This is a genomic window from Streptomyces sp. NPDC127068 (assembly GCF_042724695.1).
In the GTDB taxonomy this organism is placed as follows: domain Bacteria; phylum Actinomycetota; class Actinomycetes; order Streptomycetales; family Streptomycetaceae; genus Streptomyces.
Genome location: NZ_JBHXEN010000033.1, coordinates 58,786 through 79,895, shown reverse-complemented (window position 1 = coordinate 79,895; position 21,110 = coordinate 58,786). Strand labels below are relative to the sequence as shown.

Annotated in this window: 19 protein-coding genes and 2 pseudogenes; 9 read left to right on the top strand and 12 right to left on the bottom strand. The window is 73.2% G+C overall.

Annotation, left to right across the window (positions count from 1 at the left end; genetic code table 11):
* Positions 1 to 6: 6 nt before the first annotated feature.
* Positions 7 to 246, bottom strand: coding sequence for a DUF6158 family protein (locus ACFWIA_RS21485; protein WP_385491050.1), 240 nt, complete (start codon positions 244 to 246; stop codon positions 7 to 9).
* Positions 247 to 347: 101 nt separating this feature from the next.
* A complete protein-coding gene (locus ACFWIA_RS21480; protein ID WP_387007454.1) occupies positions 348 to 1,967 on the bottom strand; it encodes an ABC-F family ATP-binding cassette domain-containing protein in 1,620 nt (539 codons plus the stop codon).
* Between the two features lie 91 nt (positions 1,968 to 2,058).
* Between ACFWIA_RS21480 and ACFWIA_RS21475 the strand changes: the two genes are divergently transcribed.
* Both ACFWIA_RS21475 and ACFWIA_RS21470 read left to right on the top strand, forming a co-directional pair.
* Complete coding sequence (locus ACFWIA_RS21475) at positions 2,059 to 3,645, top strand: bifunctional phosphatase PAP2/diacylglycerol kinase family protein (RefSeq protein WP_387007452.1); 1,587 nt, start codon at positions 2,059 to 2,061, stop codon at positions 3,643 to 3,645.
* 207 nt (positions 3,646 to 3,852) lie between these two features.
* A complete protein-coding gene (locus ACFWIA_RS21470; protein WP_387007451.1) occupies positions 3,853 to 4,662 on the top strand; it encodes a methyltransferase domain-containing protein in 810 nt (269 codons plus the stop codon).
* Positions 4,663 to 4,743: 81 nt separating this feature from the next.
* On the opposite strand, the gene ACFWIA_RS21465 is transcribed toward ACFWIA_RS21470, so the two are convergent.
* A complete protein-coding gene (locus tag ACFWIA_RS21465; RefSeq protein ID WP_387007449.1) occupies positions 4,744 to 5,436 on the bottom strand; it encodes a GvpL/GvpF family gas vesicle protein in 693 nt (230 codons plus the stop codon).
* Positions 5,437 to 5,669: 233 nt separating this feature from the next.
* Here ACFWIA_RS21465 and ACFWIA_RS21460 point away from each other — a divergent pair, with 233 nt between their 5' ends.
* Positions 5,670 to 6,026 carry a VOC family protein gene (locus tag ACFWIA_RS21460; protein ID WP_387007447.1) on the top strand — a complete coding sequence of 119 codons (357 nt, stop codon included), beginning with the start codon at positions 5,670 to 5,672 and terminating at the stop codon, positions 6,024 to 6,026.
* 230 nt (positions 6,027 to 6,256) lie between these two features.
* Here the strand turns inward: ACFWIA_RS21460 and ACFWIA_RS21455 are convergent.
* Positions 6,257 to 6,812 (bottom strand): annotated as a pseudogene (locus ACFWIA_RS21455) (hypothetical protein).
* Positions 6,813 to 6,893: 81 nt separating this feature from the next.
* Here ACFWIA_RS21455 and ACFWIA_RS21450 point away from each other — a divergent pair.
* The 4 genes and pseudogenes from ACFWIA_RS21450 to ACFWIA_RS21435 all read left to right on the top strand — a co-directional run bounded on the left by ACFWIA_RS21450 (position 6,894) and on the right by ACFWIA_RS21435 (position 10,287).
* Positions 6,894 to 7,216: pseudogene (locus tag ACFWIA_RS21450) on the top strand (hypothetical protein).
* 275 nt (positions 7,217 to 7,491) lie between these two features.
* Entirely contained in the window at positions 7,492 to 7,824 is a 333-nt protein-coding gene (locus tag ACFWIA_RS21445) for a hypothetical protein (RefSeq protein WP_387007446.1), read from the top strand.
* 4 nt (positions 7,825 to 7,828) lie between these two features.
* A complete protein-coding gene (locus ACFWIA_RS21440; RefSeq protein WP_387007444.1) occupies positions 7,829 to 9,730 on the top strand; it encodes an alpha/beta hydrolase in 1,902 nt (633 codons plus the stop codon).
* 89 nt (positions 9,731 to 9,819) lie between these two features.
* Complete coding sequence (locus ACFWIA_RS21435) at positions 9,820 to 10,287, top strand: hypothetical protein (RefSeq protein ID WP_387007442.1); 468 nt, start codon at positions 9,820 to 9,822, stop codon at positions 10,285 to 10,287.
* Between the two features lie 134 nt (positions 10,288 to 10,421).
* Here the strand turns inward: ACFWIA_RS21435 and ACFWIA_RS21430 are convergent, their stop codons facing one another.
* The 8 genes from ACFWIA_RS21430 to ACFWIA_RS21395 all read right to left on the bottom strand — a co-directional run bounded on the left by ACFWIA_RS21430 (position 10,422) and on the right by ACFWIA_RS21395 (position 19,081).
* Positions 10,422 to 12,422 carry a DUF5107 domain-containing protein gene (locus tag ACFWIA_RS21430; RefSeq protein WP_387007440.1) on the bottom strand — a complete coding sequence of 667 codons (2,001 nt, stop codon included), beginning with the start codon at positions 12,420 to 12,422 and terminating at the stop codon, positions 10,422 to 10,424.
* A 183-nt stretch (positions 12,423 to 12,605) separates the two neighbouring features.
* Positions 12,606 to 13,508 (bottom strand): arginase family protein, encoded by a 903-nt coding sequence (locus ACFWIA_RS21425; RefSeq protein WP_387007438.1) that lies wholly within the window; start codon positions 13,506 to 13,508, stop codon positions 12,606 to 12,608.
* Between the two features lie 126 nt (positions 13,509 to 13,634).
* Positions 13,635 to 13,883 (bottom strand): DUF1049 domain-containing protein, encoded by a 249-nt coding sequence (locus ACFWIA_RS21420; RefSeq protein ID WP_387007436.1) that lies wholly within the window; start codon positions 13,881 to 13,883, stop codon positions 13,635 to 13,637.
* A 135-nt stretch (positions 13,884 to 14,018) separates the two neighbouring features.
* Positions 14,019 to 15,011, bottom strand: coding sequence for an LD-carboxypeptidase (locus ACFWIA_RS21415; RefSeq protein ID WP_387007435.1), 993 nt, complete (start codon positions 15,009 to 15,011; stop codon positions 14,019 to 14,021).
* Positions 15,008 to 16,378: a M20/M25/M40 family metallo-hydrolase gene (locus tag ACFWIA_RS21410; protein ID WP_387007434.1), complete on the bottom strand. Its 1,371-nt coding sequence runs from the start codon at positions 16,376 to 16,378 to the stop codon at positions 15,008 to 15,010. Before ACFWIA_RS21410 ends, ACFWIA_RS21415 begins: the two co-directional genes overlap by 4 nt.
* The gene (locus ACFWIA_RS21405) at positions 16,371 to 17,204 is read right to left on the bottom strand and encodes a M55 family metallopeptidase (RefSeq protein ID WP_387007432.1); all 834 of its coding nucleotides are present in this window, start codon (positions 17,202 to 17,204) and stop codon (positions 16,371 to 16,373) included. Before ACFWIA_RS21405 ends, ACFWIA_RS21410 begins: the two co-directional genes overlap by 8 nt.
* A gap of 127 nt (positions 17,205 to 17,331) precedes the next feature.
* Entirely contained in the window at positions 17,332 to 18,054 is a 723-nt protein-coding gene (locus tag ACFWIA_RS21400) for a class I SAM-dependent methyltransferase (protein WP_387007430.1), read from the bottom strand.
* 55 nt (positions 18,055 to 18,109) lie between these two features.
* Entirely contained in the window at positions 18,110 to 19,081 is a 972-nt protein-coding gene (locus ACFWIA_RS21395) for a LysR family transcriptional regulator (RefSeq protein WP_387007428.1), read from the bottom strand.
* Positions 19,082 to 19,170: 89 nt separating this feature from the next.
* Between ACFWIA_RS21395 and ACFWIA_RS21390 the strand changes: the two genes are divergently transcribed.
* Both ACFWIA_RS21390 and ACFWIA_RS21385 read left to right on the top strand, forming a co-directional pair.
* Complete coding sequence (locus ACFWIA_RS21390) at positions 19,171 to 20,091, top strand: zinc-binding dehydrogenase (protein WP_387007426.1); 921 nt, start codon at positions 19,171 to 19,173, stop codon at positions 20,089 to 20,091.
* Positions 20,088 to 21,080, top strand: a complete 993-nt coding sequence (locus tag ACFWIA_RS21385; RefSeq protein WP_387007424.1) for an alpha/beta hydrolase family protein — start codon at positions 20,088 to 20,090, stop codon at positions 21,078 to 21,080. Before ACFWIA_RS21390 ends, ACFWIA_RS21385 begins: the two co-directional genes overlap by 4 nt.
* Positions 21,081 to 21,110 lie beyond the last annotated feature (30 nt).

Here is a 21,110-nt window from a genome sequence, read left to right as displayed (position 1 = left end):
GCGGCCTCAGGGGGTGCCGGGGACGGGGCTCCGCTCGCGTGCGCCCTCCCGCGTCCGGCCGGGGGCCACCGGTCGTCGCGGATGCCGGCGCAGGTACTCGCCCTCCAGCTCGGCCATCCGCGCGTTGTGCACGCGCAGCGCGTCGTTGGAACCGTGCAGCAGGGTGTCGTGACGGGTCCGGTGAATGGTCTCCAGCTCCCGCATGAGTTGCTGGTCGTCCAGGCGCGCGGGATCGACTCCGGTCATGGCGGCACCCCACTCCCAGTCGGGGACGTCCTCCTCCCACTGTCCTCGCTGGACCGCCGCACCGCCTGTCGGACCCGCCGGTACGGGGCGGTCCCGGCGGGTCAGCGGCTGCGGACGACCCGTCGTTCGTCCCAGACCGGCTCCGGGGTCTCCCGTACCCGTCCGTCGCTGCCGAACACGAGGAACCGGTCGAACGAACGCGCGAACCAGCGGTCGTGGGTGACGGCGAGCACGGTGCCCTCGAACGCCTCGAGACCCTCCTGGAGGGCGTCGGCCGACTCCAGGTCCAGGTTGTCCGTGGGCTCGTCGAGGAGCAGCGCGGTGGCCCCGGCCAGTTCCAGCAGCAGGATCTGGAAGCGGGCCTGCTGTCCGCCCGACAGCCGGTCGAAGCTCTGTTCGGCCTGGGCGGTCAGCTCGTAGCGGCGCAGCAGCGAGGAGGCCGCCCCCCGGTCCTTGGCGTGCTCGCGCCAGAGGATGTCGAGCAGGGTGCGCCCCTCCAGTTCCGGGTGGGCGTGGGTCTGGGCGAAGTGCCCGGCGACGACCCGGGCGCCCAGCTTCCAGTGTCCCGTGTGGGCGACCTCGCCCCCGGCGAGCAGCCGCAGGAAGTGGGACTTGCCGGAGCCGTTGGAGCCGAGCACGGCCACCCGTTCGCCGTAGAAGACCTCCAGGTCGAACGGCTTCATGAGGCCGGTCAGCTCCAGCTGCTCACAGGTGATCGCGCGCAGCCCGGTGCGTCCGCCGCGCAGTCGCATCCGGATGTCCTGGTCGCGGGGCGGCTCGGGCGGCGGCCCGGCCTCCTCGAACTTGCGCAGCCGGGTCTGTGCGGCCTTGTACCGGGAGGCCAGCTCGTGGCTGATCTCGGCGGCCTGACGGAGGGTGAGGACCAGCTTCTTGAGCTGGGCGTGCTTCTCGTCCCAGCGCCGCCGCAATTCCTCGAAGCGGGCGAACCGTTCCTTGCGGGCCTCGTGGAAGGTGTCGAAGCCGCCGCCGTGCACCCAGGCGTCGGCCCCGGCCGGCCCGGGTTCCACGCTCACGATCCGTTGGGCCGAGCGGGCCAGCAGCTCCCGGTCGTGGGAGACGAACAGGACCGTCTTGCGGGTCTCCCTCAGCTGCTCCTCCAGCCAGCGCTTGCCGGGGACGTCGAGGTAGTTGTCGGGCTCGTCGAGGAGCAGCACCTCGTCGGTGCCGCGCAGCAGGGCCTCCAGGACGAGGCGCTTCTGTTCGCCGCCGCTGAGGGTGCGCACCTCGCGCCACTGCGCGCTCTCGTAGGGGACGCCCAGGGCCGCCGTGGTGCACACGTCCCACAACGTCTCGGCTTCGTAGCCGCGCACCTCGGCCCAGTCGGAGAGTGCCTGTGCGTACCGGATCTGGGCGGCCTCGTCGTCCACCGTCATGATCGCGTGTTCGGCGCGGTCCACGGCCTCGGCCGCCGTGCGGATGCGCGGTTCGGCCACGGAGACCAGCAGGTCGCGGACGGTCGATTCGTCGCGCACGGAGCCGACGAACTGCCGCATCACGCCGAGCCCGCCGGTGACGGTGACGGTGCCGCCGTGGGGCTTCAGCTCCCCGGCGAGCAGTCGGAGCAGGGTGGTCTTCCCGGCGCCATTGGGACCGACGAGCGCCATCACGCTGCCCTCGCCGACGCGGAAGGAGACGTCACCGAGCAGAGTCCTGCCGTCGGGGAGGTGGTACTCGAGGTGCGCGGCTTCCAGATGTCCCATGAGGCCGCATTCTCCGTGCTCGACGGGGTCGGGACCAAATGGATTTCCTCCGACGCGGGATCACGACGGTCCGAGCGGGTAGGCGACCGGAATGCACCCAGATCACAGGAACGCCTTCGGACCGACCCTCGGCGACCCGGCGCGCCGCTTCGGCCGCGCGGTGTACGAACGGCTGCGGGAGCTGCCGTCGCGGCTGCCGGACCGGGCGGACGGGCCGGCGGTGCCGCCCTCGCTGCGCGAGCGGCTGGCCGCCGCGGACACCTGGCTGTTCGAGTCCGTCGCCGATCACCACTGGCCGTACGGGGACCGGGTGCTGCCCTCGCTGAGCCGCTGCGCCAACCACGGGGTGCTGTGGGGCGCGGTCGCGGCGGGCCTGGCGCTGACCCGGTCGCCGCGGGCCCGGCGGGGTGCGGTGCGGGGCCTGGCGTCGCTGGCGGTGGCCTCGGCGACCATCAACACGCTCGGCAAGCGGTCGGTGCGGCGGCCCCGGCCGCTGCTCGACGCGGTGCCCCTGGTCCGCCAGCTGAAGCGCCAGCCGATCACGACCTCGTTCCCCTCGGGGCACGCGGCGTCGGCGGCGGCGTTCGCGGCGGGGGTGGCGCTGGAGTCGCGGGGCTGGGGCGCGGTCGTGGCGCCGCTGGCCTTCTCGGTGGCGTTCTCGCGCGTCTACACGGGTGTCCACTATCCGGGCGACGTGCTGGCGGGTGCGGCGCTCGGGGTGGGCGCGGCCTTCGCGGTGCGGGGTCTGGTGCCGACCCGCGACCAGATGCCGTCGCCCGGGCGTCCCCTGGTGGACACGCCGGCGCTGCCCGGCGGGAAGGGGTTGGTGATGGTGGTGAACACGGGGGCGGGCACCCCGGACCGGGTGCGGGCCCTGCGGGACGCCCTGCCGTTGATGGAGGTCGTGGAGTCGGCGGGCGGCGATCTGGTCCGGGACCTGGACCGGGCGGCGGCGCGGGCGGTGGCGCTCGGCGTGTGCGGGGGCGACGGCACGGTGAACGCCGCGGCGGCCACCGCGCTGCGGCACGGGCTGCCGCTGGCGGTGCTGCCGGGCGGCACCCTGAACCACTTCGCGTACGACCTGGGGGTCGAGGACCCCCAGGACCTGGTCCGTGCGGTGGAGCGCGGGGACGCGGTCGCCGTGGACGTGGGGCGCTTCCGGTCGGGTCCCGAAGGCACCTCGGGGATCTTCCTCAACACGTTCAGCCTGGGGGTGTACCCGGAGCTGGTGCACGAGCGGGAGCGGTGGTCGGGGCGGATCGGCGGGCGGCTCGCCGACGTCGTCGCCGCCTTCCACGTGCGACGCCGGGGGCGCCCGCTGCGGGCCGTGGTGGACGGCAAGCGGCGGGCCCTGTGGCTGTTGTTCGCGGGGAACTGCACGTACAGCCGGATGGGGTTGACCGCGGGGCGGCGGGTGGACCTGGCGGACGGGCTGTTGGACGTGCGGGCGGTGCACGGCGGGCGTTGGCCGGGCGTGCGGCTGCTGGGGGCGGCGCTCGCCGGACCGCTGTCGCGTTCGCCCCTGCACGCGGCGGTGCGACGTCTGCGCCTGCGGGTCGAGGGCGTCGCACCGGGGACGCAGTTGGCGTACGACGGGGAGATCGGCCCGTGCGGCCCGGTGTTGCGGGTCGACAAGCTCCACGAGGCGCTGACGGTGTACCGACCGCTGACCCTGTAAGCCTCCTGTTTCACATAGCAAGACGGACTGTCTCACCATGCGACCGATTGCGTAGCGTGGAGGGACGGTCCGCGGCGCTGTGCCGCGGGCCCTGGTGCCATGCACCGGTCACCCGACCGGGCGGGCGCGGGGCCGTGGTCGTACCCGTGCCGCCGGCCGGGCGGGACCTCGGGCGGGGATCGGGAACAGGGGACAGGGGAGCAGAAGATGTCGAAGGACACCGCCGTCTACACGCACGGCCACCACGAGTCGGTGCTGCGGTCGCACACCTGGCGGACCGCCGCAAACTCCGCCGCCTACCTCATCGGCTCGCTGACCCCGGGCATGACCGTGCTGGACATCGGCTGCGGCCCCGGCACCATCACCGCGGACCTGGCCGAGCTGGTCCCGGACGGGCACGTCACGGGGGTGGACCGGGCTCCGGAGATCCTGGACCAGGCCCGAGCCACGGCCGCCGCCCGCGACCTGCGCCACACGGACTTCGCCGTCGCGGACGTGCACGACCTCGACTTCCCCGACGACTCCTTCGACGTCGTGCACGCCCACCAGGTGCTCCAGCACGTGGGCGATCCGGTGCGGGCGCTGTCCGAGATGCGTCGGGTCACCCGGCCGGGCGGGCTGGTGGCCGTCCGGGACGCCGACTACGCGGCCATGGTCTGGTACCCGGGCGCCCCGGGTCTGGACGACTGGCTGGACCTGTACGAACGGGTGGCGCGGGCGGGCGGCGGGGAGCCGGACGCGGGGCGACGGCTCAAGTCCTGGGCGCTGGCCGCCGGATTCACCGACGTGACCGCGTCCGCCAGCACCTGGTGCTTCGCCACCGAGGAGGAACGGGCCTGGTGGGGCGGGCTGTGGGCGGACCGTACGGTGGCCTCGGACTACGCGGACCGGGCCGTCGCGGGCGGCCACACCGACCGGGCGGGGCTCGACGCGGTGGCCGGGGCCTGGCGTGAGTGGAGCGCCGCGCCGGACGCCTGGTTCTCGGTGCTGCACGGGGAGGTCCTGTGCCGGGCATGAGACCCGGAGCCCGGCGGACCGTCGCCGCGTAGGGACACGTCCGGGGTTCGGGGGCCGGTCGAACGGCCCCCGAACCGCGGGTCAGCCGTCGCCGTACGGGGCGGGCGTGAAGGAGTACGGCGCCCAGGGGCCGGACAGCGACACCTGCGGCCCGGGACGGGCGCGCGGGTCGCCCCGGTGGTGTTCGACCGCTTCGACGAACTCCTCGCAGGCCCCGCGGGGCACGAGGTACGCGGCGCGCAGCAACACCGGCTCCGCGGGGCCGACCGGGGCGCCGAACCGGCCCGGCGGGTCGAACCGGGCGGCGTCGGCCAGCGTCGACAGCCGGTCGTGCAACTCCCGTACGGGGTCGGCCCCGTCGACCCGCGCGGCGTCCGCTGCGGCGACGGTGACGGTCACCTCCCATTCCACGCGGTCCGCGAGCCGGTCCAGCACCCGGTCCAGCCGGTCGCCCTCCGCCGCGAGCAGTACCCGTACCGCGCTGTCGTCGGGGAACACCGCCCCTGGCCGGACGGGCAGCGGGGTGGTGACCGTCGTGAGGGCGGCGACGACCGCCTCGTGGGACCGGATGAGGTCGGCCCGCCACCGGGGGTCGGCCAGGTGCGCGCGCAGCGCCTCGCCCTCGAAGTCACGGGCGGGCACGGTGCTGACGACCGCGACGAGGGAACCGTGTCGCAGTTCCTTGGGCGGGGCTCCGGCGACGCCCCGGAGATCGACCTGGATGGGTGCGTTCCAGGGGCGGCACACGGCGTACAGGTAGCGCGGATCGGTCATGGTCCCCAGCCTTCCCTCCGCTCCTCCCGAGCCGGCGCTTGCCGGGCCCGGCCGCGCTCACCCGGGGCGAGGACCAACCGATCGGGGTACTCCCCCCGGAGCATCGCTGCTCGGCTACCCGCCCGGCGCCCCCGTACACCCCGGCGCACCGCACCGGACCGCACCGGACCGTCCCGGTCGACCTTCCGACGAAACGATCACCTGACGCACGGTCCGCAACTAGGCTCGCCCGCATGGAGATCCTGGGAACCACCCTGCGCATCTGCGTCGCCGATCTGGAGTCTTCGGTGGCCTTCTACGAACGGTTGACGGGGAGTCCGGCCCTGCGCTTCGAACGGGGCGGGGTGTCGGCCGCCGCCGTCGGCTGCTTCCTGCTGATGAGCGGGCCCGAGGACGAACTCAACGTACTGCGCCGGGTGACCGCGACCATCGCCGTCCGGGACGTGGGCGAGACGGCCGCGGCGCTCGACGCGGCCGGCGCGAAGGTCCTCGCGGGCCCCGTGGACACCCCGGCCGGGCGCAACCTGATCGCGGTGCACCCGGACGGATCGGTGTTCGAGTACGCGGACCGGGGAGCGGGACCCCAGTAGTGCCTTGTCAGGTGGTGTCGTAGGACTGCCACGGGGTGGGTTGTCAGCGGGTGCGGCAGGTCCTGGCGAGGCTTTGGGGGAGATCCACTGTCCGTGAGGACGAGGTGGGCGGCGGTGACGTGGCGGCGCCCGCCGGTGGAGCAGCGGCCCTCGAAGTGGCTCAGAACCAATGACTGTCCCGCAAGGCTCGTGGCTCCGAGTACGTAGCCACCTAGAGATCCGGCGATGTGTCAGCTGGCGGTGGGCGACTTGTCCGGGGATTGGGCGAAGCCGGAGAGCGTGCGGAAGTCGCCCTGACGGAGACCGATCCGCGGATTCACGTGGTGCAGCAGCCCGGACCCGCGATGGTGGACGTCCACATACGCCTCGTCCAGCTCGCCCTGTTCGTCGTCCACCCAGGCGAAGGGGCGGCCGTTGGCGTAGTCCACCAGCGGACCGGTCTTCCAGTGGACCCCGTCGGGGCGTTCTTGGAGCAAGACGTCACCGAAGTCGACGGAGGGAAGCTCAGGAAGACCGGGCACCGGGGCGATCCACCGGTTGGCATCGCCCCTCCACGTGGTGGCCCAACACAGCTCGAAACCGAGCCGGAGCAGGTACCGCCCGTGCTCCGGGTCGAGCCAGACCCGCAGGGGGCGCCGTCGGGACCGAAGGCCCCAGTGGCCCTCATGGCTCCTGCCGTCCAGGGGCACCCAGAGCGTGGTGTAGCCGTCGGGGCGCCTCTCCGGCTTGGCCGCACAAAGGGTTGAGTGGCCCGTCGACGCCCAGGAACAACAGCGGTCGGTTCACAGTTTCCCCCGGACTTGCTCATCATCGGCTGCCCCGAGAAGCGTAGCTGCGGAGATCGTCTCGGCGTTGGGCCGGTGCGTGATGATCAGGGTAGGGGTGATCACGGCATCAGAACCGTCCTGGATAGCCCCGTTCACCGGCCTGGGTCGGCGCTGCTTCGGCAAGCTGCTGACGGATGCCAACACTCGCCTGGTTGTCGTGCTGGGCTGGCCGCCCGCCGGAAGCCGCAACGGATGCAGAGCCTGGGAGGAGTCCGATGCCAAGTCTGCCGTTGGCGCCGAGCACGTCCTCGCTCGCATGAAGAACGGAAGGTCCTTCGCAACTGCCGCCGCGCAGGCGATGGCGTCCACCACGCCATGCTCGACATCTTCCGAATGCACAACGGACGAAATGTGCGCCCCTGAGCACACAGTTCATCGGATGCGTCAACGTCCCTCTGCGCTATGCGATTTCGAGCCGTGCCGTCGAGCTTTCCGCGTTCCGTGTCACCCGTCAACTGGATGGTCGGGGCGGACGTGGAGGACGGTACTGTGACGCGCATTCGGGGTGCACGGAATCGAAAGGGTGAAGGGGCGACACGGGGATGGCGTGGGACGAGTGGGAGCAGCTGAAGACCGCGGCTGCCGAACGGACGGGTACCCGGCTCAATCAAGCAACAGGTCCGGGGGGAGGCGGTGGGTTGCAGCACAGCAGGAAGCCGTGGCACGACGCCGCCGGAGTCGCCGGTGAACTACGGACCAGCACCAACCAGGCCTTGGTGAAGTTGGGCACGGCCCACGACGGGATCGCAGGGTCGCAGGGGGCGTCCGGTGAGACCGAGGGGTTGGACAGCTTCGCGGTGCTGCGCACCGTGCTCACCTCCTGGGAGAAACGGTTGGAGGCGGTGCGCGACGAGTGTGAATCCCTCGGACCCGCTCTTCGCCGCACCGCGAGCGACCTCAAGGGCACCGACGCCGGCGTCAAGTCGGAACTGAACTCCGTGCGTGTCGGCAACGAGTTGAAGGGGTGGTGACGCCTTGCTGGCATGGCAGCTCCTGCGTGACCTGGACTGCGGTCAGCTCGACGGCGCCGCGGATGGCTGGGGCGCTGTGAGTAACTCCGCTGACGCTGCTCGTGACCGCGTCGACAACGAGATGACCGGAAAGGTCGGCAAGACTCAGGAGGGCGAAGCCGCCGGGGCCGCGGTGAAGCGGTTACAACGGCTGAGTCAGAACTACGCCTATGCGCAGACCGAATGCGGCCTCGTCCGATCCGTACTCAACGGTCTCGCTGCCGAGCTCCGGGTACCGCAGCAGGCATTGAAGCAGGCCCTCGCCGAGGCGGCCGAGCGCCAGTTCACTGTGGAGGCGAACGGCACGGTCAGCTATCCGGCAGGAGGCGCGAACAAGCACCAGAACGGTGCGGAGTACCCCGGGGGCAGGGTCGCGGGCCGCACGGGGCTCCTGGAGCCGAGGCCCTCGCCGGACGGCAAGTTTATCCCCGGTGACACATCTCGGCTGGTCAACCAAAACCCGAACCACGCCCTCGCCGCCGACATCGCGGACCGCATCGCCGGGGCCGTCCGCGAGGCGAACGAGACCGACGCCCGCTACAGCGGGGCCCTCGGGAAGCTCAAGGCCAAGGAGGGCCTGGCCGTCGACTCCGCTACCTGGGGGGACGCGGCCAAGGACGCGGCAGCCGTCCGCGACACGGTGGACGAGTACTTGAAGGGGGGCATCCCCACCGAGGCGACTCCCGCCGAGCGCAAGGCGTGGTGGGACGACCTGACGCAGGAACAACGCGAGGAGTACCTGGCCGTCTACCCCGACGTGATCGGGAACCTGGACGGTGTCCCTTCCTTGGTGCGGGACGAGGCGAACCGCAACAACCTCCCGCTCCTGATGGCCAAGCTGGAAGGACAGGGGGGCGAGGATTCGCAGACCATGCTGAACGGGTTGAGAGCGATCGACCAAAAGCTCCAGGCGGGTAGTGAGCCTCCCATGCTCCTCCTGGGTGTCGGGGAGGAAGGCAACGGGCGCGCCATTATCGCCTACGGGAATCCCGACACGGCCAAGAACGTCGCCGCGTACGTCCCCGGATTGGACACCAAGTTGGACGAGCAGTTCGCGGGGGGCACCGTGAAGCGCGCCCACGACACCGCTTTGGGCGCAAAGGAGGCCGATCCGGACAGCGCGACGTCCTCGATCGTCTGGCTCGGCTACGACGCTCCGCAACTTTCGCTCGACGAGCTGCCCTTCGGCGACAAGAACGTCATGAAGGAGGATCACGCGGAGGCGGGCGCGCCCGCCTACAACGAGTTCATGGCGGGCATCTCCGCGACGAACGAGGGAGCGGATCCCCACGTGACCGCCATCGGCCACTCCTACGGGTCACTCACCGTAGGGCTGGCGGCACAGCAGGAGGGCGGCATCCCGGGGGCGGACGACATCATCATCGTCGGCAGTCCCGGCACAAGCGCCGACCACGCCGAGGACCTCAACGTTGGGAAGGAGCACGTGTTCGTCGGGGCAGCCGACAACGACATCGTGTCGAAGCTACCCAACCCCGACGAGGCCGACGGCCTCAAGACGGGGGCCCTCGGTGGCGGCTCGGCGGGCGCCGTACTGGGGCTGGGGATGGGCGGGCCCCTCGGAGCGGCGGTCGGTGGCATCGGGGGCGCCGCCGTGGGAGGCATCGCCGGGTACCTGGCCCAGGACGCGCAGACCGACCCCAGTCAGATCTACTTCGGAACCGACCCGGCACACAAGGACTTCGGCGCCACACGGTTCCTCGTGGACGACGGCAAGCCGCTCGTTCCGGGCGGGGTCGACGCTCACTCCAACTACTTCAACCCCAGGAAAGATCAGATGTCGGCCGACAACATCGCCAACATCGTCGTCGGCAGGTCAGATGAGATCGTTCTGGAGAGGCCGCGATGAGGTTCCCCCGTGCAGCCGTCCCGGCGGCGGCCTTGTTGCTGCTGACCGGGTGCAGTTCCTCGGACATTCCACACGGAGACGACGCAAAGATGAACATGCAGGAAGCTGCCGAACGAGCTGACGCAATTCTGGACCGCACGTTCGCCGCCGTGGAGCCCGCGGTGAACTGGACTCACGGCGAGACCAGCGAGGGCGACTGCGACGTATCACGTCGTCGAGCGGTGATGACCGTCATTTCGGAGGAACGTCGGGGGAGTTTCCTCGGCGTGGTCGAACGCCACTGGAAGGGCGAGGGGTTCTCCCCGCTCGGGGTCAACGCGAGCAGGAAGATGCCCGCGACGTACTTCGAGACCCCGGACGACTTCCGGGTGCGTCTCCGGTTCGGCGGCAACGGCCAAGCCTTCTTCGAGGTAGCGACGCCGTGCGTGGACCGTTCTGCGGTGACGGCCCCCACGGCCGAGACCGTCGGCCCGAACTATGCGGGCGGCCCCATCCCAACCCCCGATGTGCGCTCCGACTTCTGGTCGGGCGGCGCGGCGGATTCACCGAAGTCCTGACCACCCGGCCCGGCAACCGAGCGGTACGGCCCGCGGCCGCCCGTCCGCGGACCGGGTGGACGCGGCCGTACCGCACTCGTTCGTCAGGCAGGACGTAGCGCCCAGGAGCCGGCAGGCGGTCCTCCAGCCAGTGCTCAGTCCCCGGCCGTCCGCCCGTCTCCGGGGGCGGACGGACGCATCCGGAAGTCGTAGCGGGCGGGCAGGGGTTCGTCGCTGACCCGCGCCCACAGCTGCCCGAGGACCTCGGCGCCCTCCTTCAGGTCCGCCACCTCGAACCCCTCGGCGAGGACCGCCCGGACCGCCGCCGGGTCCCCTTCGGCGAGCAGCAATTGGGCTTCGGCCAGCCGGAAGGCGCCCCGGGCGCGGACCGCGGCGGGCAGCCGTTCCCACACCCGTCGGGCCTCGGCGGTGCGCCCCACGGCGATCAGCGCGGCGAGCGCTTCCCGGCCGAGCGCGGCGGTGGCGGCGGTCCACTCCGGTCCGTCGTCGTGGCGTTCCCCGCACAGGGCGTCGAACGCCTCGGCGTAGTGGTCGGCGGCCCGTTCGGGGAAGCCGTCGACCTGGTCGGCGGCGGCGAGGGCGCGCAGCAACGGCCAGCGCGACGGGGCGAGGACGAGGCCCCGCTCCCAACTGCGGACGGCCTGGGCCCGGTCGCCGGCGTGCCATTGGGCCACACCGAGGTGGTACTCGGTGTGGGGCTCGGCGAGTGCCGTCTCCAGCATGTCCCGCCAGGGCGGGGCGACCAGGCTGGGGCCGGGCGGCGCGGTGGGGTCCGGTACCGGGAAGTCCCCGGTGCTCAGCAGCGCGTGCCAGGGTTCCTGCTCGGGTCCGAGGTGGGCCTCGTCGAAGGGGGTGCCGGGGAGCTTGTAGCCGCCGCGCAGCACTTCGAGGGCGCCCCAGCCGGAGCCGGTGGCCAGGGTCTCGACGGGTTCGGCGTCGGCGTGCGGGAGCCAGGCGGCGTACGCGGCGTCGACGGCCTCCCGGGGCAGGGCGGCGGCGAGCCGGTCCTCGGTCTCGGCCCGGGCCGCGGCCCAGTCGTCGCCGTGCACGAGTCCGGGGTCCGCGCCGAGCGGTCCGTACGCCTCCAGCCAGCTGAACTCGGTGCCCGCGTCGAGCCGGACGTGTTCCAGCTGGGTCCGGGCCAGGCCGGCCTGGATCTCGGCGTAACCGCCGGTGCCCGATTCGGTGAGCCAGTCCTGCCAGCGTCGGCCGCCGGTGCCGTTGCCCCACAGGAACAGCTTCCGGCCGCGCAACGGGTCGGTGGAGGTCTGTACGAGACCGTGTCCGTCGCCGTCCAGCGCGGCTATCCAGCGGCGCTGCCCGTCGGGCAGGTCGTAGAAGTAGTCGGCCGGGTGGACGCTGTGCAGCGGGTAGGTCAGGTCGACGCCGTCGAGTGCGGGTACGGGGACCTTGCGCAGGGAGCGTGTGTAGCCGAAGTGCCAGGCCTCGTCGGCGGGTGCGAGGACCCGGCGTTCCTCGGGGACGGCGATGTTCGACCACCAGTACACGGGGGCCGGCTTCTCGTGCGGGTTGCGGATGCGGACCCCCACGTACAGGAAGTCGGAGTCCGCGGGCAGCCACAGGTCCACCTGGAAGGGGAGGTCGCGCAGCCGCTCCCATTCCCACAGCCGTAGCATCGACCCGCCGTCGGGGGCGGGGACGACCGCTGCGTGGTACGGGGCGCAGGACAGTGCGCCGTGGCCGGTGGCGCCGATGTTCCACTCGATGCCACCGGAGTACCAGGCGCCGTTGAGTGCGAAGTCCGCCGGCTGGAACACCGGGTTGGTGTAGAGGAGGTCCCGCCCGGTGGGCTTGTGGTGGAGGGCGTGGATGCGACCGCCGAGTCCGGGCAGCACGGTGACGCGCAGCTTGTCGTTCTCGATGACGATCGTGTCGAGGACGGTGGCGGTCCGGTCGCGTCCGTACCCGTCGAGGACCCGGGTGGGCAGGGCGCTGTGGAGCGGTTCGTAGCCGATCTGACGGGCCATGTCCCGGGGGAGCCCGACCAGCGAGCGGTCGTCCAGCTCGTGGACCTCGTGCCGGGACCGCAGCGGCGGCAGCGGGTTGGCTGTGCCCAGTGCGGCGGCGGGCAGGGTCAGGGTGTCGCGGTGGATCGTCGTGGCCGTCGGCGTCAAGGCGGCAGCCTCTCCTTCTTCGGTTCCCGTCCTCACGATGACCATGGAACAGCGCCGGGCCCGTCCTGACCAGGGTTTTCGCCGGTTACGTTTCCGCCAAGGTTTTCCCGGTCACCGTCGCGCCGCCCCGGGCCCCTCCGTACCGGCCGGTCACCGGCGTCCCGTCCCGGCCGGTCGGCTCCGTCAGCCCCGGGCCGTGGGGAAGGCGTCCACCACCAGGTCGGTGAGCAGGGCGCCCGCGGTGCCGTCGGGGTCGAGGTCGGGGTCGTAGATGGTGATGTTGATGCCGGCGCAGCGCGGTGAGGCGAGCAACGGCCGCAGCAGGTCGGTCACCTCGTGGGGCAGCAGTCCGTCCGGGTCGGGGCTGTCGACGGCGGGCATCACGGACGGGTCGAGGACGTCCGCGTCGAGGTGGACCCAGAACCCCCGGTGGGTGTCGGAGGCGAAGCTGCGCTCGGCGGCCCGGGCGAGGTCGGCCGCGCCCCACTGCCGGACCTCACCGACGGTGGTCACCGGGATGTGCAGCGCGGCGAGTTCCGCACGGTCCTCGTCGACGTCCCGGATGCCGAAGAGGCGGACGTCCTCGTCCTGGAGGTAGGGCTTCAGGCCCTCCAGGTCGGCGAGGGCGTCCGGGCCGCGGCCGGTGGCGATCGCCAGTTCCTCGCCGGCCGCCGCGCCGATCCGGTCGGAGTTCCCGGGGTGCCGGAAGTCGGCGGAGGCGTCGACGGCGACCAGCCCGTAGCGGCCGGCCCGGCGCAGGGCGAGCGAGGCGCCGAGTTGGACGGAGCAGTCGCCGCCGAGGACGACGGGCAGGTCACCGGCGGCGACATGGGTGCCGATCCGGTCGGCGAGCCGCACGGTGTACGCGGCGATGGCGTCGGCATGGAAGACCCCGTCCCCCTCCTGCCAGTCCCCCCGGTCGTAGCGGGGCGCCACCACGACCCCGCCGTCGACCGCCCCCAGCCGCTGGACGATCCGCTGGTCCCGCAGGGCGCCGGCGAGTTTGTGGCAGCCGGGGACCGTTCCGGGGGCGGGCGGGCGAAGGCCCAGGTTGGAGGGCGCGTCAAGAACCACGATCCGTCGCATCGGGCCATCCTGGACGGCTTCGGCGCCGATGACAACGCCGTTGTTCCGTCGGCCCGGTGGTGCCCGGGGTCAGTGGCCTGCCCCCGTGGTGCCCGGGGTCGGTCGGCCCGCTGCTGGCGTACGGGGTCAGCGGCGTCCGCGGCGACGCATGAAGTACGCCCCGCACACCGCGCCGATGATCCACATGGCGAGCAGTGCCAGCCACAGCGGCATGGTGACTTCGGGGATCAGCAGCCTGATCTTCGTGTCCTGGGTGTTCTCGAAGATGAAGATCAGGGCGAGGATCGCGAGGACGATGACGACGATGCGGCCCGGGGTGGCCAGCTCGCCGACCGAGCTCTTGGACTTGGTGCTCGTGGTGGTTCTGGGGCTCATGGTGCATGCCCTTCCGCTGGTCCGGCCCGCCCCTCCCCCACCAGCATGGGCAGCGTAGGACCGCCCTGCACGGCGGGGACGGGATCGGTCACCGGCCGTCCCGGGTCCCCTACGCGTGGCGACCGGACGTGCCGGTCAGCGCAGGGCGGGCTCCGCGAGGGTGAGGGTGCCCGCATCGGCGTCGAGGACCGCGCGGGCGCCCAGCGCAACGGTGCGGGCACCGGGGGCGTGGCCGAAGCCGCACTCTTCGAGGACCGGGACCCGCAGCGGACCGAGCCGGTCGAGCAGCACGGCGCGCACCGCCTCGTAGGGGCCGCAGTCGCACCAGGAGCCGAGGAGCATGCCCGCGACGCCGTCCAGCCAGCCGGAGCGCAGCAGTTGCGTCAGATAGCGGTCGAGCCGGTACGGCTCCTCCCCGACGTCCTCCAGGCAGAGCAGTCCCCCGGCGGCCGAGGGGCGGGCGTGCGGGGTGCCGAGCTCGGCGGCGAGCACCGACAGGCAGCCGCCGAGGGTGACGCCTTCGGCCCGGCCCGGGAGCAGGGGTCGGCCCAGGGCGAGGGTGCGGACGGTCTCCGGGGCGAAGAGGGTGGCCCGCAGGTGGTCCCGGGCCAGGGTGCCGTCCGGTGCGGCCGTGCGGTCGGGGTCCTCGGGGGCCTCGGGCGGGGACAGGGCGAGGAAGTCGGCCGTCGCCGTCATCGGTGCGTGCAGGGTGGCGAACCCGGCGCGCACGGCGAACGCTTCGTGCAGTGCGGTGACGTCGCTGAACCCGGCGAACGCCTTGGGCCCGGCGGCCCTGACCGCCGTCCAGTCGAGGAGGTCGACGACCCGCTGCGCGCCGTAGCCCCCGCGGGCGCAGAGCACCGCGTCCACGGACGGGTCGCACCAGGCGCTCTGGAGGTCGGCGGCCCGTTCGGCGTCGGTGGCCGCGAGGTGGCCGAGGCGCGGACGGCCGTCGAGGACGTGGCGGGTGGCGTAGGCGTCGAGCCCCCAGCCGCGCAGCACGTCCAGCCCGGCGGCGAGCCGGTCGGCGGGGACGGGCCCGCTGGGCGCGACGACCGCGACCCGGGCACCCGGTCGCAGTCGGGCGGGGCGGGCCGCCGCCGGGCGCGGGGGGCGGCGGGAGGTCACGCGGTGCGCAGGAAGCGGTCGAGGACCTTGACGCCGAAGTGGAGGGCGTCGACGGGGACCCGTTCGTCCACGCCGTGGAACATGGCGCCGTAGTCGTACCCCGGGGGCAGCCGCAGCGGGGTGAAGCCGTATCCGGTGATGCCGAGCCGGGAGAAGTGCTTGGCGTCGGTGCCGCCCGACATCATGAACGGCACCACCCGGGCCTCGGGCGCGGCCTCCTCCAGGGCGGCCCGCATCCGTGCGTAGACGGGGGTGTCCACGGGGGATTGCAGCGGGATCTCCCGGTGGTGGAACTCCCAGCTGACATCGGGTCCGGTGAGGGTGTCGAGGGTGTCGCGGAACTCCTCCTCGGTGCCCGGCAGACAGCGTCCGTCGACCAGGGCGGTGGCCTCGCCGGGGATGACGTTGACCTTGTAGCCGGCGTTCAGCACCGTCGGGTTGGTGCTGTTGCGGACGACCGGGGCCACCAGGGCGGCGGCGGGGCCGAGGGCGTCGAGGTAGGCGTCGACGTCGAAGTCGGGTGCGCTCGGGTCGGCGTCCAGGCCGTACAACGCGCCGAGGGCGGTGAGGGAGGCGCGGACGGTCGGGGTGAGGCGGACGGGCCAGGCGTGGTCGCCGATGCGGGTGATCGCGGCGGCGAGCCGGGTGACGGCGTTGGCGTGGTTGATCTTCGAGCCGTGTCCGGCCCGGCCGCGTGCGGTGAGCCGTACCCAGGCGGTGCCGCGTTCACCGGCGCCGATCGGGTAGATCTGGGTGCCGCGCCCGTCGTGGAAGGTGTAGGCGCCGCATTCGCTGACGCCTTCGGTGCAGCCCTCGAACAGGTCGGCGTGCCGGTCGGCGAGGAACCCCGCCCCGTCGGCGGCGCTGGCCTCCTCGTCGGCGGTGAAGGCGATCACCACGTCGCGCCGGGGTCGGACGCCGTCGCGCGCCCACCGTCGCACGGTCGCGAGGATCATCGCGTCCATGTCCTTCATGTCGACCGCGCCCCGCCCCCAGACCACGCCGTCGCGGACCTCCCCGGAAAAGGGGTGCACGGACCAGTCGGCGGGCCGGGCGGGAACGACGTCGAGGTGGCCGTGGAGCAGCAGTGCCGGCGCGGACGGGTCGCTGCCCGGGTAGCGGGCGACGACGTTGGTGCGGCCCGGGGTCCGTTCGAGGAGGGTCGGTTCGATGCCCGCATCGGCGAGCAGTGCCGCGGCGTACTCGGCGGCGGGCCGCTCGCGGCAGTCCCCGTCGCCCCCGTTGCTGGTGTCGATGCGGATGAGGTCGGAGGTGAACCGCACCACCTCGTCCAGTGCCTGCCCGTCGACGCCGTCGCGGGCGCCGGCGGCGCCTTCCACGAGGGCGGACCGGTCCGCGTCAGCCATAACACTCCTCCACCGCCGCCGAGACGACCGTCGTCACCGTCTTGAAGGTCCTGATGCCCTCGTACATGGTGTCGCTGGTGTAGGCGACCCGGCGCTCGCCGGTGCGGGCCACCCCCGGGACCACGGTGGCCGCGAGGCTCAGGTGTTCCGCGTCGAACTCCATCTCCACGGTGAACGGCCCGTCGGACACGGGTGCGTGCCGTTCCGACAGGGCCGCCGCCTCCTTGGCGGCCGAGCGGATCGCGGCGGCGGTGCGGGTGGGGGTGCGGCACACGGCGGCGTACCGCGAGACGTGGTCCTTGACGGCGACCTTCAGTGCGCCGGGTGCGTAGCCGAGGGCGTCCTCGCAGGTCAGATCGTCGCCGGTGATGAGGACGACGGGCACTCCGTACTCGGCGACCACCCGGGCGTTGAGCAGTCCCTCGCTGGCGCGTTCGCCGTTCAGCCAGACGCCGGTGAAGGAGTTGGCGAGGTAGGTGTGGGCGAGGACGCCCTCCATGCCGGCGCCGGTGTGGTAACCGACGAAGGCGATGCCGTCGATGTCCCCGTGTTGGACGCCTTCGACCATGGACAGCGACTTGTGCCGGCCGGTGAGCATCTCGACCCGGTCGTCGAGGTGTTCGAGCAGCAGGTTGCGCATGGTCCAGTGGGCCTCGTTGACGAGGACCGCATCGGCTCCCCCGTCGAAGAAGCCGAGCACCGCGGCGTTCACGTCGGAGGTGAACATCGACCGGCAGCGCTCCCACTGCGGGGTGCCCGGCAGGACGTCGGCGGGCCAGGTCACTCCGGTCGCGCCCTCCATGTCGGCGCTGATGAGGATCTTCAAGGGGGCTCCCCTCTTCCTTGCCGTCACGGTACGCGCCGGGGCGGGGTCGAGCCAGGAGCCCGGGGCCCGGTTCACCGGTCCGGGTCTGCACCCGGGGACGGGCCCGCGCGGACGCCGCGACGGGTGCTCAGCGGGCGCGGGCCGTGACCAGCATCCAGCGGGACGGCAGCACGATCGGGCCGTCCGCGGTGACCTCCGTGGTGGCCAGCGGGAGTTCCCCGCGGGCGAGGATGTCCAGCCCGGCGGCCCGCACGTACGCGGGTACGGACTCGTCGGAGACCTCACCCGGCGCGATGCCGTGGGCGAGGACCGGCGCGAGCTTCGCCGGGGGGCCGGCCGGGGAGCCGGCGAGACCCCGGAGCACGCTTCCGGCGGCCTCACCCAGCTCGACGAGGAACCCGCGGCCCCGGGCACCGAGCAGGGTCGCGATCCCGTCCAGCAGCGGTTGCCGGTCCTCGGGCGCGCACTGGTGGAGGACCCCGCGCATGTAGACGTGGGTGTCACCGAGTTCGTCGTGCAGCCGCCCGGTCTCGACGGGGTCCGTCATGTCGGCCGTGCGGAAGTCGACGGTGCCCCGGGGGTCGGCGCGCCGGGCGTGCGCGATCGCGGCGGGCGCGAGGTCCGTCCCGATGACCCGGGGGAAGCGGTGGGCGAGGTACCGGGTCTGGGTGCCGTTGCCGCACCCGACGTCCACGAGCGGCAGACCGCCGACGAAGTGGGACTCGAACAGGGTCAGATGGACCTCGACGGTGGTCGCCGGCTCGGCGTCCCAGAAGACTCCGCCCGCTTCCCCGGGTGCGCCCTCCCAGAACCCCTGCCACGCCGCCCTGTGCGCTGGTTCCACGCTCATCCGCGCCCCCCTCCACCGTTCGTACGAGCCCTCACCGAACACCGGTACGACCGGTCTACCGTCCTGGGGGACCCGTCGGCAAGGGTCCGGAGCCGGGACGGGGACCGCTCGTGGGTGGTTCGGGCAGCCAGTCGCGGGTCGGGGCGTACTCCAACCACCGGCTCCGCCCGGCCTCCTCGGCACAGGCCGCGGCGAGGCGGTTCAGCCCCGGGTGTCCGGGTCCGGAGCGCCACAGCAGCGACCAGGCGTACAGCGGCGTGGGGTCGACGAGGGGCACCGAGCGCAACCCGGGCACCTCCGGCAACGGCACGTCGGCCGGCACCAGCGAGAAGCGTCGCGGCCCTGCCACCACCTCGGCGAGGAAGTGGGCGAGGCCCAGGTTGACGCTCGTGGCCGTGTTCCGGATGCCGAACCGGTCGGCGAACCGGTGCAGGAAGTCGAGCCGGTCCAGCGAGCCGGGGGCCCACAGCACGCTGTCGCCCAGTTGCTCCGGTCGCAGGGCCGGTTCGGCCGCGAGCGGATGGTCCGCGCCCAGTACGGCGTCCACCGGTTCGAGGCGGACGAGACGGTGGGTCAGCCCGGCGGGCAGCGGGGGGTGGACCCGGCCGAGCGCCGCGTCGATGTCTCCGTGCAGCAGCGCGGTGGTCACCGACGGCAGATCGCGCCCGTGTCCCGAGGTCAGTTCCCCGGCCCGGCCGGCGACCCGGGCCAGCGTCCGCATCGGCGCGTAGAGGTGCCCCCAGACGTCCACGCGCAGCGGACGCCGCGGCCCGAGCACCGCTGCGACGGCGGTGTCGGCGGCGGCGACGGCCTGTCGGGCCGGGGTGAGGAAACGCCGTCCGGCCTCGGTGAGGCGCACCCCGTTGCCGTCGCGGTGGAACAGTGGGGTGCCGAGCAGGGATTCCAACCGCGCGACCCGCTTGGACAGCGCCTGCTGGGAGATCGCGAGGGTCCCGGCCGCCCGGCCGAAGTGCAGTTCCTCGGCGGTGCGCACGAAGGCGCGTGCCTGCGCCACGTCGAGATCCATGGCCCCACCCTAGGGCGACAACCGATGGTTGTCGGCGGTGCTCGGTCGTTGTTGGCTCGCGGGGCGTCCGCCGGGGTTGCATCCCCTCCATGCGCAGACTGATTCCCACGGGAGAGGCGGAGCGCCCGGTCGCCTTCGCCGAGGTCCCCCCGCCCCTGCCGGAGCCCTCCGAGGTACTGATCAAGGTCGAGGCGTTCGCCCCGAACCGGGGCGAGACGTTCCTCCTCGAACGCCCCCGGCCGGGGCTGCTGCCCGGCAAGGACGTCGCGGGGCTCGTCGTCCAGGCGGCGGCCGACGGCTCCGGTCCCGGCATCGGCACCCGGGTCGTCGGGCACCCGGCGCAGGGCGGCTGGGCCGAGTACGCGGCCGTGCCCACGGACTCGCTCGCGGTGCTCCCGGACGGCGTCGACAGCGAACGGGCGGCGGCGCTGCCCCTGGCCGGGATCACCGCCCTGCGGCTGCTGCGCGCGGCCGGCCCCCTGCCCGGCCGGCGGGTGCTGCTGACGGGCGCGTCGGGGGGCGTCGGCCACTACGTCACCGAACTCGCCGTGGGGGCCGGGGCGGAGCTGACCGCGGTGACGGCGACCCCGGCGCGCGGCGCGCGGCTCGTGGACCTGGGTGCGGAGCTGGTGCACCGGGTCGCGGACGCCCGGGGGCCGTTCGACGTGGTGCTGGAGTCCACGGGCGGGCCGGATCTGCCGCTCGCGCTGTCGAAGGTGCGCCCGGGCGGTGTGGTGGTCTGGTTCGGCCAGGCGAGCCGCACCCCGGTGACCCTCGACTTCTTCGACCTGCTCGAAGGGCCCGAGCGGGTCACGCTCCAGCACTTCCACTACGCCGGCGCCCCGTACGGTCCCGATCTCGCGGCGTTGGTGCGCCTGGTGGAGCAGGGCCGGTTGCATCCGGAGATCGGCCGCACCGCCGACTGGGCGGAGACCGCCGACACCCTGGTCGACCTGCGGGAGCGCCGGATACGCGGCAAGGCCGTGCTGCTGACCGGAGGAACACCGTGAGCACCACCGAGTTCGCCGCCGCCCTGTGGACCCGGGCCCTCGGCACGGGCGTGGACCCCGACGAGTACCGGCGGGTCACCGATGGCCTCGCCTCCGTCGCCGACTGGGGGCCGGCCTTCCTGCGCACCGGGCACGACCACCTCCGGCACGCGCAGGACGCGGGATCGCCCCACTCGGCCGGTGAACACCTGCTGAGGGCGGCCCGGTGGTTCCACCTGGCCACCCTGGGCCCGGGTGCCGAAGCACCCCGGGCCGCCGCCGAGGCGGATCACGCCTTGGGCAGGGCGCTCGCGCTGCTGGAGCCCGGGGCCCGGCGGGTGAGCGGCGAGGGGTTCACCGGCTGGCTGCGCGGCCCCCGTGACGCGCCGGGGACCGTGGTGGTCGTCCCCGGCCTGGACTCCGCCAAGGAGGAGTTCCTCGATCTGGTGTCCGCGCTGACGGCCAGGGGACTGGCGGTGTTCGCGATGGACGGCCCCGGGCAGGGCGTGCTCGCGGCCCGCACGACCCTCGTACCGGACTACGAGCGGGTCGTGGGGCGGGTCGTCGACGCGCTCGGCGCCGCACGCATCGGGCTCGTCGGCCTGAGCCTGGGCGGCTACTTCGCGGCCCGGGCCGCGGCGCTCGAACCGCGCGTGGCGGCCGTCGCCACGGTCAGCGGCCCCTTCCGCCTCGACTGGGAGGAACTGCCCCCGTCGGTACGGGACGTCATGGCCCGACGCGCCGGAGGAGCCGACGCCGCCCGGGCGTTCGCCCGCCGGGTGGACCTCGCCGCCCTGGCGCCCCGCATCACGGCCCCGCTGCTGGTCGTGGACGGCGGTCAGGACGTGATCCCCGGCGTGACGAACGGTGCGCCGCTGGCCCGTCTGGCACCGCGCGGCAGCTATCTGTCCGTCCCGCACGGCGACCACCTCCTCGGCAACGCACGGTCGGAGTGGCTGCCCCGCCTCGGCGACCACTTCGCACGCGCCCTGACCGGCGCGCCGGCGTGAACCGCTGCACCCGGGCGGGCGCGGGCCGTC

Coding starts and splice junctions, on each gene's coding strand:
- ACFWIA_RS21485 (WP_385491050.1), bottom strand. CDS start 246: ATGACCGGAGTCGATCCCGCGCGCCTGGACGACCAGCAACTCATGCGG.
- ACFWIA_RS21480 (WP_387007454.1), bottom strand. CDS start 1,967: ATGGGACATCTGGAAGCCGCGCACCTCGAGTACCACCTCCCCGACGGC.
- ACFWIA_RS21475 (WP_387007452.1), top strand. CDS start 2,059: ATGCACCCAGATCACAGGAACGCCTTCGGACCGACCCTCGGCGACCCG.
- ACFWIA_RS21470 (WP_387007451.1), top strand. CDS start 3,853: ATGTCGAAGGACACCGCCGTCTACACGCACGGCCACCACGAGTCGGTG.
- ACFWIA_RS21465 (WP_387007449.1), bottom strand. CDS start 5,436: ATGACCGATCCGCGCTACCTGTACGCCGTGTGCCGCCCCTGGAACGCA.
- ACFWIA_RS21460 (WP_387007447.1), top strand. CDS start 5,670: ATGGAGATCCTGGGAACCACCCTGCGCATCTGCGTCGCCGATCTGGAG.
- ACFWIA_RS21435 (WP_387007442.1), top strand. CDS start 9,820: ATGAACATGCAGGAAGCTGCCGAACGAGCTGACGCAATTCTGGACCGC.
- ACFWIA_RS21425 (WP_387007438.1), bottom strand. CDS start 13,508: ATGCGACGGATCGTGGTTCTTGACGCGCCCTCCAACCTGGGCCTTCGC.
- ACFWIA_RS21420 (WP_387007436.1), bottom strand. CDS start 13,883: ATGAGCCCCAGAACCACCACGAGCACCAAGTCCAAGAGCTCGGTCGGC.
- ACFWIA_RS21410 (WP_387007434.1), bottom strand. CDS start 16,378: ATGGCTGACGCGGACCGGTCCGCCCTCGTGGAAGGCGCCGCCGGCGCC.
- ACFWIA_RS21400 (WP_387007430.1), bottom strand. CDS start 18,054: ATGAGCGTGGAACCAGCGCACAGGGCGGCGTGGCAGGGGTTCTGGGAG.
- ACFWIA_RS21395 (WP_387007428.1), bottom strand. CDS start 19,081: ATGGATCTCGACGTGGCGCAGGCACGCGCCTTCGTGCGCACCGCCGAG.
- ACFWIA_RS21390 (WP_387007426.1), top strand. CDS start 19,171: ATGCGCAGACTGATTCCCACGGGAGAGGCGGAGCGCCCGGTCGCCTTC.